11 protein-coding genes are annotated in these 12,360 nt (G+C 69.2%); 8 read left to right on the top strand and 3 right to left on the bottom strand.

Annotated features, from left to right (window positions below; translation table 11 throughout):
- Positions 1 to 6: 6 nt before the first annotated feature.
- From FM112_RS16345 to FM112_RS16335, 3 genes are all read right to left on the bottom strand, one after another.
- Positions 7 to 1,173, bottom strand: a complete 1,167-nt coding sequence (locus FM112_RS16345) for a folate-binding protein YgfZ (protein WP_087009522.1) — start codon at positions 1,171 to 1,173, stop codon at positions 7 to 9.
- Complete coding sequence (locus FM112_RS16340) at positions 1,170 to 1,808, bottom strand: FABP family protein (protein WP_087009521.1); 639 nt, start codon at positions 1,806 to 1,808, stop codon at positions 1,170 to 1,172. The genes FM112_RS16345 and FM112_RS16340 overlap by 4 nt, the downstream gene beginning before the upstream one ends.
- Before the next feature lie 210 nt (positions 1,809 to 2,018).
- Entirely contained in the window at positions 2,019 to 2,297 is a 279-nt protein-coding gene (locus FM112_RS16335) for a hypothetical protein (protein ID WP_140400739.1), read from the bottom strand.
- A gap of 87 nt (positions 2,298 to 2,384) precedes the next feature.
- Between FM112_RS16335 and mshD the strand changes: the two genes are divergently transcribed.
- From mshD to FM112_RS17025, 8 genes are all read left to right on the top strand, one after another.
- Positions 2,385 to 3,257: a mycothiol synthase gene (gene mshD, locus FM112_RS16330; protein ID WP_176386892.1), complete on the top strand. Its 873-nt coding sequence runs from the start codon at positions 2,385 to 2,387 to the stop codon at positions 3,255 to 3,257.
- A 62-nt stretch (positions 3,258 to 3,319) separates the two neighbouring features.
- Positions 3,320 to 5,434, top strand: coding sequence for an RNA degradosome polyphosphate kinase (locus FM112_RS16325; protein ID WP_087009518.1), 2,115 nt, complete (start codon positions 3,320 to 3,322; stop codon positions 5,432 to 5,434).
- Between the two features lie 42 nt (positions 5,435 to 5,476).
- Complete coding sequence (locus FM112_RS16320; RefSeq protein WP_087009517.1) at positions 5,477 to 6,424, top strand: NUDIX domain-containing protein; 948 nt, start codon at positions 5,477 to 5,479, stop codon at positions 6,422 to 6,424.
- 206 nt (positions 6,425 to 6,630) lie between these two features.
- On the top strand, positions 6,631 to 7,698 hold the full coding sequence (pstS, locus tag FM112_RS16315; protein ID WP_369678182.1) for a phosphate ABC transporter substrate-binding protein PstS: 1,068 nt from the start codon (positions 6,631 to 6,633) through the stop codon (positions 7,696 to 7,698).
- A 157-nt stretch (positions 7,699 to 7,855) separates the two neighbouring features.
- Complete coding sequence (gene pstC, locus FM112_RS16310) at positions 7,856 to 8,824, top strand: phosphate ABC transporter permease subunit PstC (protein ID WP_087009515.1); 969 nt, start codon at positions 7,856 to 7,858, stop codon at positions 8,822 to 8,824.
- Between the two features lie 12 nt (positions 8,825 to 8,836).
- Positions 8,837 to 9,991: a phosphate ABC transporter permease PstA gene (gene pstA / locus FM112_RS16305; RefSeq protein ID WP_087009514.1), complete on the top strand. Its 1,155-nt coding sequence runs from the start codon at positions 8,837 to 8,839 to the stop codon at positions 9,989 to 9,991.
- A 33-nt stretch (positions 9,992 to 10,024) separates the two neighbouring features.
- Positions 10,025 to 10,804 carry a phosphate ABC transporter ATP-binding protein PstB gene (pstB, locus tag FM112_RS16300; protein ID WP_087009513.1) on the top strand — a complete coding sequence of 260 codons (780 nt, stop codon included), beginning with the start codon at positions 10,025 to 10,027 and terminating at the stop codon, positions 10,802 to 10,804.
- A gap of 608 nt (positions 10,805 to 11,412) precedes the next feature.
- Positions 11,413 to 11,991: a hypothetical protein gene (locus tag FM112_RS17025; protein WP_140400738.1), complete on the top strand. Its 579-nt coding sequence runs from the start codon at positions 11,413 to 11,415 to the stop codon at positions 11,989 to 11,991.
- Positions 11,992 to 12,360 lie beyond the last annotated feature (369 nt).

Raw genomic sequence — 12,360 nt, 5'->3', positions numbered from 1 at the left:
CGGCGGTCAGCGTCGGCGGAAGCCGCGCGGCACCTGCACGGTGCGGCCCGACTCGGGGCTCACGATCACCGTCTGCAGCGCGGCCAGGCGCACCGGCTCGCCCTCGACGGCGTCGGCGCCCTCCACCAGCGGGTTCTGCGAGGTCAGCGCCACGACGAGCTCCGCCTCCGGGTCCACGGTGCGCTTGAGCAGGGCCAGCGAGACGGGCCCGTCCTCGAAGTGGAGCGTGGAGCTCGTGACCCGGCCGACCGGGCGGCCCTCAGGGTCGCTCGCGAGGTGCACGAGCGCGCCCGGCTCGGGCAGGCGCCCGTCCGTGCCCTCCAGGTCGAGCATCGCGAGCCTGCGGGGCGGGTGCCCGAGGTTGTGCACCTTCGCCACGGTCTCCTGACCGCGGTAGCAGCCCTTGTTGAGGTGCACCGCGGAGCGCAGCAGGTCGAGCTCGTGCGGGATGGCCCGCTCGTCGACCTCGAAGGCCTGCCGCGGGCGCCAGGCCGCGATGCGCAGCGCCTCGAGGGCCATCGTGCCGGAGACCTCGAGCCCGCCGCCGCGGACGCGGGCGGCGAGCTCGTCCCGGCCCGCCGCGTCCACGAGGTGCAGCCGCAGCGGGAAGCCGTGGGAGGGATGCGACTCGGGCGCGGCGACCGCGTAGCTCACGGCGCCCTCGACGCCCTCGCACCACGGGTCGGACCACACGAGCGGCGTCCCGTTCGGCGCGGCCGCGCCGAGGTCGTGCTCGCCCAGGGTCGCGATCGCGAAGAGCTCGTCGCTGCGATCGGTCACCTTGACGCGCATCATGAAGCGCATCCTGTGGAACCACTCGGCGAGCTCGGCCCCGCGACCGGCCTCGGTGATGAGCCAGACCGAGGCGCCGTCCTCGAGCATCCCGAAGGCGTGCTCGATGCGGCCCTGGGGGCTCAGCAGCAGGTTCTCGGCGCTCCCGCCCGCCGCGAGGCCGGCCACGGCCTGCGTCGTGAGCGAGTCGATCCACGAGAGGCGGTCCTCGCCGCCGACCTCGACCACGTCCAGGTGCGAGCAGTCGACGACGGACTCGCCGCGCTGCAGGGTGCGCTGCTCGCCGAGCGGCGCGCCGCCGTAGTGCGCGGGCACGCCCGCGTCGGGCGCGGCGCCCGCCACCGCGGCGGGAAGCCGGAGGAACGGCGACTCGGCGGTCATCTCGCCGCCCCCTCCGCGTCCTCGGCGACCCTGTCGAGCTGCGCGGAGGCGTGCGTGCCGAGCTCCCCGCCGAGGGCGGCGATGTCCCAGGCCCAGAAGAGCCGGTTCTGCACGAGCCCGTACATGCGCGTCGCGGCGCGGTAGTCGCGGGCGCCGCTCGCGCGGAGCACGCCGTCGGTCGCGAGGTCGATCCGCGGACCGCGGATCATGCCGTAGTAGAGCTCGACCACGCCGGTGGGGTGCGCGATCGAGACCTCGAGGTCGAAGCCGTCCTCATCGTTGCGCAGCGCCTCGACGTCGTCGACGCCGCGGATGCTCGGCTCGACCGAGGGCGGCAGGAAGCCCGGGCCCACATCGCCGTCGTCCCGCGGGCGGGCCAGGCGCCAGAAGCCGGTCTCCGAGGTGAGCGGCGTGCCCTCGTCGTCCTCGCCCGCGTCCTCGTCGAGCAGATGGACGGTCGAGCGGTACTCGAGGTACGGCAGCTCGCCGCTGCGGAACTCGACGCGCTGCCGGAACGGGTGCTCGCGCACCTCGCCGTCCGTCTCGCGCTCGATCATGCCCCGCCCCTCCCAGGCGCCGATGAGCCAGGAAAGGGGGACGATCTCGTGCGGGAGACCTACCGGAATCTCGATCATCGGGGACCGAGGCTCAGCTCTGGCCCTTGAAGAGGCGGCGGAGCACCACGATGGAGATACCGGTGATCGCGACGACCGCGGCGCCGAGCAGGCCCATGAACAGGATCTCGAAGAACATTTCCATGGCTCTAGACTACGCCAGTCGCGACGCTCCCGGGGCCCCGCCCGGGCACCTCTGCGACGGCCCGGACGGCCGCCCCTGCGAGCGGCTCAGACGAGGATGACGGCGTGCGCGCCGAGAAGCAGGAACACCCCGGAGGCGATGGCGAGGACGATCGCCGCGCCGCTCAGGCTGAGCGCCATGCGGCGGATGTAGCCCTCCGGCTCGGCGCCCGCCAGCTGCACGAGGGCCGTGACGAACACGAGCATCACCATGGCGATGGGCACCCACGTGAGCTGGCGCTCGGGGCTCGCGAGCAGGCCGATCGCCACGGCCGCGACGAGGGCGGCGAGCCACACGCTCACGATGCCTGCACGTTCTCGGGTCACCCGTCCAGTATGCCCGAATCCGCCCTTGTAGGCTGGACGCACACCATCCGCCACGGGCGACGGATGCGACGGGAGGGACTCCGGAAGATGACTGTCAAGGCTGTGCACGGGGAGCTCGTTCGGCCCCGCTTCACCGAGTTCGCCGAGGCGGTGGCGCTCGCCGACGGCGCCGCGCCGTTCAACGAGGACACCACGCTCAACCTCGCCGATCGCACCGCCCACCTCATCGAGGCCGAGGGCGAGCTCCGCGCCCTGGCCCTCTCGCACGCGCTCGAGGACGGGACGATCGAGGCCGAGCTCGCGGTGCATCCGCAGTGGCGCGCGCAGGGGCTCGGCGCAGAGCTGCTCGGCGCGCTGCAGGACGCCGCCGCGGCGGCGGACGCCCCCGCCCTGCAGCTGTGGGCCCACGGCAACCACCCCGGCGGACGGCAGCTGGCCGGGGCCGCGGGCTTCGCCCTCGTCCGCACGCTCTACCAGCTCGAGCTGCCGCTGCCGGAGACGATCGAGGCGCCCGAGTTCCGCGAGGGCGAGCGCATCCGCCCCTTCGACCGCGAGCGCGACGGCGCCGCCTGGGTCGAGCTCAACGCGAAGGTCTTCGCCGACCATCCCGAGCAGGGGCGGCTGGGGCTCGACGACCTCGACGCGCGGATCGCCCAGGACTGGTTCGACGCCGCGGACTTCCTCGTCCTCGAGTCCGCCGGCGGCGAGATGCTCGGGTACAACTGGCTCAAGATCACGCCCGAGGAGGCCGAGATCTACGTGATCGGCGTCGCGGAGAAGGCCGCGGGCCGCGGCTACGGCACCGCGCTCATGCAGGCCGGGCTCGCGCGCATCCGCGAGCACGGCGCGGGCTGCGCGGTGCTCTACGTCGACGGGGAGAACGAGCGCGCGGTCGCGCTGTACCGGCGCCTCGGCTTCGTGGACCGCACCGTGGATGTGCAATACCGCCGCGCCCGTTAACCTCGCTGCTCTATCCACTGAAGTCGTCACGTTCCGACCCGCGTGACCGGAAGGAACCCGCCATGACCACCGATGTCCCAGTCCCCGTCAGCGAGCAGAGCCTCGACCGCTTCATCGACCGCGAGCTGAGCTGGCTCTCGTTCAACCAGCGCGTGCTCGAGCTGGGCGAGGCCTCCGACACCCCGCTGCTGGAGCGCACCAACTTCCTCGCGATCTTCCCCTCCAACCTCGACGAGTGGTTCATGGTGCGCGTCGCCGGCCTCAAGCGCCGCATCGACACCGGCCTCGACCAGCCCACCGCCGCGGGCCTGCCCGCGCGCGAGCTCCTCGCGCAGATCCGCACGAAGGCGAACGAGCTGCAGGTGCGCCACGCCCGCATGTTCGAGGAGGAGGTGCGCCCCGCGCTCGCCGGGGAGGGCATCCACATCCTCGGCTGGGACGACCTCGGCCCCGAGCAGCACGCGCGGCTCACCGAGCTGTTCGCCACGCAGATCTTCCCCGTGCTCATGCCGCTCGCGGTGGACCCGGCGCACCCCTTCCCCTACATCTCGGGGCTCTCGCTCAACCTCTCGGTGCGGGTGAAGAACCCCGACACCGGCCGCACCGAGTTCGCGCGCGTGAAGGTGCCGCCCATGCTGCCGCGCCTCTACCCCCTCGACGCGCCCGAGGGCGAGCACTGGTACATCCTGCTCGAGGACCTCATCGCCCAGCACCTCGGCTCGCTCTTCTCGGGCATGGAGGTGGTCGACCACCACGTCTTCCGCGTGACCCGCAACGAGGACATGCTCATCGAGGAGGACGAGACCGAGAACCTGCTGCAGGCGCTCGAGAAGGAGCTGCTGCGCCGCCGCTTCGGCCCGCCCATCCGCCTCGAGGCCTCGGACGACATGGACGACGAGACGCTCAACCTGCTCAAGGACGAGCTCGACATCACCGACGACGAGGTCACGGTGCTGCCGGGACCGCTCGACCTCACCGCGCTCTTCGGGCTCGGCAGGATCAACCGGCCCGACCTCAAGTACGCGCCGCAGATCCCGGTCACCGCGCCGGAGTTCCGCACCTCCGACTCGGACGAGAAGCCGGACGTCTTCCGCGCGATCGCCGAGCGGGACGTGCTCGTGCACCACCCCTACGAGTCGTTCTCCACGAGCGTGCAGGCCTTCATCGAGCAGGCCGCCGACGACCCGGACGTGGTGGCCATCAAGCAGACCCTCTACCGCACCTCGGGCGACTCGCCGATCATCGCGGCGCTCATCAAGGCCGCGGAGTCGGGCAAGCAGGTGCTCGCGCTGGTCGAGATCAAGGCGCGCTTCGACGAGCAGAACAACATCGTCTGGGCGCGCAAGCTCGAGAAGGCGGGCGTGCACGTGGTCTACGGGCTGGTCGGGCTCAAGACCCACTGCAAGCTGCTGCAGGTCATCCGGCACGAGGACTCCCAGCTGCGCATCTACAACCACATCGGCACCGGCAACTACAACCCCAAGACCTCGCGCATCTACGAGGACCTCGGGCTCTTCACGGTCGACGAGGAGGTGTCGGGCGACATCACGCGCCTGTTCAACCAGCTCTCCGGCTACGCCATCGAGCGCGACTTCAAGCGGCTGCTCGTCGCGCCGCTGCACCTGCGCAAGGGGCTCATCGACCTCATCGAGCAGGAGCGGCAGGCGGCGCTGCGCGGCGAGCCGAGCGGGGTGCGCATCAAGGTGAACTCGATGGTGGACGAGGAGATCATCGACACGCTCTACACCGCGAGCCAGGCGGGGGTGCCCGTGGACGTCCTCGTGCGCGGCATCTGCAGCGTGCGCCCGGGCGTGCCGGGCCTCAGCGAGACGATCCGGGTGCGCTCGGTGGTCGGCCGCAACCTCGAGCACTCGCGCATCTTCAGCTTCCACAACGGCGGCGACACGCGCGTGTACATCGGCTCGGCGGACATGATGCACCGCAACCTCGACCGCCGCATCGAGGCGCTCGTGCAGCTCACCGACCCCGAGCACATCTCGATCTGCACGAACCTGTTCGACCTCGGGATGTCGGACGAGGCCGCCACCTGGCACCTCCAGGCCGACGGCGAATGGGTCCGCCGCCACCTCGACGCCGAGGGGCGGCCGCTCGTCGACGTCCACGACGAGATGATGAAGCGCATCGCCCGTCGCCCGCGCCGGCACTCGCTGCGATAGCCGGCGGATCCGACCGCGGCCCCGACGGGAGATAATGGCAGGATGACCTCCCCCACCAAGACCGACGCGACCATCGTCTACGCCGCAGGAGCCCTCGTGTGGCGCGAGCGCAAGCACCGGATCGAGACGCTCGTGATCCACCGATCGGGCCACGGCGACTACTCGCTCCCCAAGGGGAAGGTGGACGCGGGCGAGACCCTGCCGGAGACGGCGGCACGGGAGATCTGGGAGGAGACCGGCCTGGAGGTCTCCCTGGGCGCGCCGCTCGGCACCATCGAGTACACGCTGCCGAGCGGCCGACCCAAGGAGGTCCACTACTGGACCTGCGAGGTGCCGAAGGCCGTCTGGAAGGCGTTCGAGTTCGAGCCGAACGACGAGGTGGACCGGGTCGAGTGGCTGCCGCTCGACGAGGCCGTGCAGACGCTCTCCTACGACCGCGATCGCGACCTCGTGCGCCGCTTCGCCGAGCGCGTCGAGGCGGGCGCCGCGCGCACCTTCCCGCTCGTCCTGCTGCGGCACGCGAAGGCCGTGCCCGGGCACTCCTGGTCGGGCGACGACGAGAGCCGCCCGCTCACGGCCCGCGGGCAGGCGCAGGCCGCGCAGATCGTGCCGCTCCTGCGGGCCTACGCGCCCGAGCGGATCGTCACGTCCACGGCGGTGCGCTGCCGGGCGACCGTCGCGCCGCTCGCGGATGCGCTGGCGGTCACCCCCGCGAGCGAGCGGCTGCTCTCGCAGTCCGTGGCCCCGCTCGACGGCGAACTGCGGTACGTGCTCGAAGAGGCGCTCGCCGACCGTGAGTCGACGCTCGTGTGCAGCCACTCCCCCGTGCTGCCAGAGCTCGCCCGCGCCCTCGCGCAGATCGTCGACGCCAAGCCGAAGAAGCTCTCCCGGAATGCGCTGCTGTCCACCGCCGAGGCGTCCGTGTTCCACCTCAGCGCGGGCGAGGATCTCGGCGTGGTCGCGGTCGAGACGCACGGCCCGATCATCTGATCGCGCGCCGCAGCGGGCCCCGACCGCCGCCACGGCCGGGGGCCGCTCGCGTCCGGCGCACGGAGCGTTAACCTCGCGTTCATCTGCTGCCCGCCGCTGCGTCACTCGCAGCCCATAGGTTCGCACGCGGATCGAATCGGATTCACAGCTACGTTTCTTATGGAGGAAACTCAATGAAGCTTTCGCGTGTTGGCACCTCGGTTGCCATGACCGCAATCGCAGCCCTCGCGCTCGTCGGCTGCTCCGGCGGCGGCGAGCCCGCGGCGACGACCAGCGTCGAGAGCCAGGGGCTCTCGGGCGAGCTCAACGCAACCGGCGCCTCCTCGCAGGAGCTCGCGCAGCTCAACGCGTGGACCACCGAGTACAAGAACCTCGTGGAGCCGGAGGTGACCGTCAACTACACGGCCACCGGTTCGGGCACGGGCCGCGACAACTTCGTGGCGGGCCAGTCCGACTTCATCGGCTCGGACCGCGCGTTCGACCTCGAGGAGATCGAGAGCAGCGAGTTCCCGCTCTGCGCCGAGGGCAGCGACCTCGTCGAGTTCCCCGCCTACATCTCGCCGATCGCCATCGCCTACAACCTCCCCTCGGTCGAGGAGCTCAACCTCGACGCCGAGGTGCTCGCGGGCATCTTCGCCGGCGAGATCACCACCTGGAACGACCCGGCCATCGCCGCGTTGAACGAGGGCGCAGAGCTGCCCGACACGGCCATCAACCCCGTGCACCGCGGCGACGCCTCGGGCACCACCGGCAACTTCCTCGGCTACCTCGAAGCCGCCGCCCCCGACGCCTGGACCCACGGCGCCGAGGACGAGTTCCCCGCCAGCCTCGGCGGCGAGGCCGCCCAGCAGACGGCGGGCGTCGCCCAGGCCGTCGGCGCGGGCGAGGGCGCGATCGGCTACCTCGACGCATCGGCCGCCGCCGACCTCCAGGTCGCCTCGATCAAGTCCGGCGAGGACTTCGTGGCGTACACCCCGGAGGCGGCCGCCGAGGTCGTCGCCGGCTCGCCCCTCGAAGGTGGCCGCGCCGACACCGACATCGCGTTCGAGCTCGACTACACCGGCGTCGAGGGCGGCTACCCGATCGTCCTCGTCTCCTACCTGATCGGCTGCGCCGAGTACGCCGACGCGGCGAAGGGCGAGCTCGTGAAGTCCTACTTCAGCTACGTCATCTCGCCCGAGGCGCAGGACGCCGCCGCGGAAGAGGCCGGCAGCGCCCCGATCTCGGACGAGATCCGCGAGCAGGCGCAGGCCGCGATCGACACGATCAAGTAGTCCGAGTTCCCGGAACTCCCCCTGCTCGTGACCCTCATCTGCCCGGTGCCGTGCGTTGTTCGGCGGCACCGGGCATCGCGCCGTTCAGGCGCCGACCTCCCCACGCCCCTCCAGCACCAACCGCATCCCGCATCCGTTCTTCAGGAAGGCTTGTCCGATGACGAGTACTGACCCCGCGGCAGCAGCACCGTCGACCGCGTCCAAGCGCTCCACGGTCCGCCGCGTCGGAGACGTCGTCTTCAAAACCATCTCCACCACCTCCGGCGCGATCATCCTCGCGATCCTGGCCGCGGTGTTCACGTTCCTGCTCATCCAGGGCGCACCTGCCGTGTTCTCGCCGACGGACCACGACAGCGGCAACGACAGCTTCCGCGCAGAGGCCGGCGGCTTCGGCGGCTACATCGGCCCGCTCGTCTTCGGCACCGTGTGGTCCTCGCTGCTCGCGATGCTCCTCGCGCTGCCGATCGGCATCTCCGTCGCGCTGTTCATCTCGCACTTCTCCTCGCGCAGGATGCGCGGCGCCTTCGGGTTCGTCGTCGACATGCTCGCCGCCGTGCCCTCGGTCGTCTTCGGCCTCTGGGGCATCCTGGTGTTCGCGCCCATCGCAGGGCCGCTCTACCAGTGGCTCGGCCAGTACCTGCAGTGGATCCCCCTCTTCTCCGGCACCCCGCTCGCCTCGGGCCGGAACATGATGACCGCCGTGATCGTGCTCGCGATCATGATCCTGCCGATCATCACCTCGCTCACCCGCGAGATCTTCCTGCAGACCCCGCGCCTGCACGAGGAGGCATCGCTGGCCCTCGGCGCGACCCGCTGGGAGATGGTGAACCAGGCCGTGTTCCCCTACGCGCGCTCGGGCATCTTCGCCTCCGCCATCCTCGCGCTCGGCCGCGCGCTCGGCGAGACGATGGCCGTCGCCATGGTGCTCTCGGCCTCGGGCATGGTCACCTTCGAGCTGCTCACCTCGCAGAACTCGCAGACGATCGCCGGCCAGATCGCGAACCAGTACCCGGAGGCCTCGGGCATGAACTCGGCGACGCTCATCGCGGGCGGCCTCGTGCTCTTCGCCATCACGCTCATCGTGAACTCCATCGGTCGTCTGATCATCGCCCGGACCAAGAAGTAGGCAGGCACAGCAATGACAACCACTACGCAGACCCCTTCGCCGGTCAAGGCCTCCGGTCGGGCGCCCCGCAGCAACCTCACCGCCGGCCAGCTGAAGACCTGGCACAACCTCGCCCTGCTCGTCGGCTCGTTCGTGCTCTCGGGCGTCCTCTTCCTCCTGATCTGGATGGCCGGCGAGGACCCGTTCTACGAGGTCGTCGAGCGCACCGGCAAGCTCACGGTCTACTTCAACTGGGGCGCCTGGCTCGCCCTGAGCGCCGTGCTCTACCTCGTGAGCGTGTGGGCCGTGGCCCGCGCCGTCGAGGGCCCCCGGCAGGCCACCAACCGCTTCGTGACGGGCCTGGTGACCAGCGCGTTCGTGATCGCGATGATCCCGCTGCTCTCGCTCATCCTCACGCTCGTGGTGAACGGCTTCGAGGGCATCACCTCCGCGGGCTTCTTCACGAACGACGCCGCCACGCGCGGCAGCCGCGGCGCCCTGCACGCGATCGTCGGCACGCTGCTCATCACCGCCACCACGACGATCATCGCCGTGCCGATCGGCATCTTCACCGCGATCTACCTCGTGGAGTACGGCAACGGCAACTGGCTCTCGAAGGCCCTGAACTTCTTCGTCGACGTCATGACGGGCATCCCCTCGATCGTCGCCGGTCTGTTCTCCTTCGCGCTGTTCATGCTCATCACCCAGTCCACGGGCGGCGACACCACCAAGGTGAACATGGGCTTCGCGGGCGCGATCGCCCTGCTCGTGCTGATGATCCCCACCGTGGTCCGCTCGGCCGAGGAGATGATCCGGCTCGTGCCGCACGACCTCCGCGAGGCCTCGTACGCCCTCGGCGTGCCGAAGTGGCGCACCATCGCGAAGATCGTGCTCCCGACCTGCCTCGCCGGCCTCGTGACCGGCGTGCTGCTGGCCATCGCCCGCGTGATCGGCGAGACCGCGCCCCTCATGGTCGCGGCCGGCATGTCGATCTACATGAACTGGAACCTCTTCTCGGGCGTGATGTCGGCGCTGCCGACCTTCGTGTTCCAGCAGTGGAAGTTCGGCACGGACGAGGGCGAGATGCTCGCCTGGGGCGGCGCGCTCGTGCTGCTGCTCATCGTCGTGCTCCTCAACGTCATCGGCCGCCTGGTCTCCCAATTCTTCTCCCCGAAGGGCGACCGCTAGGTCGTCGCGGGCAACACAGCAAAGGACAATTCAGTGGCGAAGCGCATTGAAATCAAGGACCTCGACATCTACTACGACAAGTTCAAGGCTGTCGAAGGCGTCGACATGGTCATCGAGCCGAAGTCGGTCACCGCGTTCATCGGCCCCTCGGGCTGCGGCAAGTCGACCGTGCTCCGCACCCTCAACCGCATGCACGAGGTCATCCCCAAGGCGTGGGTCGACGGCGAGGTGCTGCTCGACGGCGACAACCTGTACGGGCAGAACGTCGACCCGGTGCACGTGCGCCGGCAGGTGGGCATGGTCTTCCAGCGGGCCAACCCCTTCCCCACCATGTCGATCAAGGAGAACGTCCTCGCAGGCGTCAAGCTCAACAACAAGCGCATCGGCAACCGCGAGGCGGCCGAGCTCGTCGAGAAGTCGCTGCGCGGCGCCAACCTCTGGGAAGAGGTCAAGGACCGCCTCGACGCCCCCGGCGGCGGCCTCTCGGGCGGCCAGCAGCAGCGCCTCTGCATCGCCCGCGCGATCGCGGTGAAGCCGGACGTGCTCCTCATGGACGAGCCCTGCTCCGCGCTCGACCCGATCTCGACGCTCGCGATCGAGGACCTCATCCACGAGCTGAAGACCGAGTACACGATCGTGATCGTCACGCACAACATGCAGCAGGCGACCCGCGTCTCGGACCGCACCGGGTTCTTCAACATCGCCGGCACCGGCAAGCCCGGCAAGCTCATCGAGTTCGACGACACCCGCACGATCTTCGAGAACCCCGCCAACGAGCAGACCCAGGACTACGTGACCGGCCGCTTCGGCTGATCACGCGCCGCCTACCGCCCGGCCCCTCTTCTTCGGAGGGGTCGGGCGGTTTTGTGTTTTTTGAGGGCTCGGGCGGAGGTTGGTCTGGTCGCTCGCCCAGTCTGCTCTCCGGCCAGGTTATGGGCAGTTTCTTCGGGACACATAGCCCCGCCATCCACATATCCTCGCCCGCCCACCTATTCACCCCAATACCGCCACCCAGGAAGCGCCCTCCACCCAGACCCAAACACCCCCTTTGGGACGCATAGCCCCACCATCCACGCATCCTCGCCCGCTCCCCCCATTCGTCCCGATGCCGCCGTCCGGGGATGCTCCGCGTCCAGGTCAAGGCGCCCGTTTCGGGACGCATAGCTCCCTCATCCACGTATGCTCGACCGCTCTCCTCTCTGTCCCAGCACCGCCGCCCGGAGTGGCCCGAACACCTGCTTGGGACGCATGGCTCCGCAGTCCACATATGCTCGCCCGTTCCCCTATTCGTCCCAATCCCGTCGAGGGTCCTCGGCCGGCGTGCGAGCCCAAGCACCGACAATGCGCCAACGGCCTGTGGACAACTTCTTCGCACTTCTCGCCGCTCGGCTATGTTTGCGTCCAGACGAGGAGGAGGCAGGATGCGCAGGATTCGGTGGACGGCGGCGCTCGTCCTATCGCTGACGGGAGCCGGCTGGCTCAGCGGATGCACGGCATCCCAGGAGACCCCGCCGGATGCGTCGGGGCAGCTGTCGACGCCGGGGCCGACGGAGACCGCGGCCGACGAACCTGCTCCGGCTCTCAGCGATGAGGAAGCCCTGGAGATCGCGGTGGAGACGTTCGATGAGTTTAATGCTCTAGTCGGAGAATTAATTAGCTCGCAGGGCGCAAACTACGAAGACGTCCTCGCAATAACAACTGAGAATATGACTGAAGACAATGAGTCTTCCCTCGAGATCGCAACTTCTGGTCAATACACTACCGAAGGCACAATGCTAGTAGTAAAGAGCGAACTCGTTCAAAATACACCAGAGGCAATCGACGCTCTAGTTTGTGTGGATTACTCGGATGTCCGCACCTATGACGCCAACGGGGACCTTGTGAGCGCTGATCGAGCTGGCGTGGTTGAAGCAACAGAGATCAGAGCCGTCTTTCAAGACGGCACCTACAAAATTGACCGGAGAAAAAAGTGGGACGACTCGGACTTTTGCTTGGAATAGCCATTTTCGGGCTAATATCCCAAACCCAACCACTGCAAGTCACCTCCGTTTCGCCCACGAACTGTAGTGCAGGTAGTGATTGGTTCGGGGACTGCATCGATAACAACGGCTCGAGCGTCACGATCGAGGATTCCGTGCAGCACGAGGCTCCGAACGCGCCATCTGCGCCGGACAACGGTGGCGGTGCGGGCGGTGGCTCGGGTGATGGCGGAGGATCCGATGCGCCTGCCGGTCCCGGCGCAGGCATCTGCGACGACCTCATCGCCGGCGGCTCGACCAATCAAGACATCGACCGCTGCCTGGGCGGCATCCTCGGCTCTTCACGAACGAGGGTGTAGTCGAGGTCTGAAACCGCCGGCTTCGAGCAGA

Source organism: Gulosibacter sp. 10, from assembly GCF_900163695.1.
Taxonomy (GTDB): domain Bacteria; phylum Actinomycetota; class Actinomycetes; order Actinomycetales; family Microbacteriaceae; genus Gulosibacter.
This window is presented reverse-complemented; position numbering and strand designations above follow the sequence as displayed.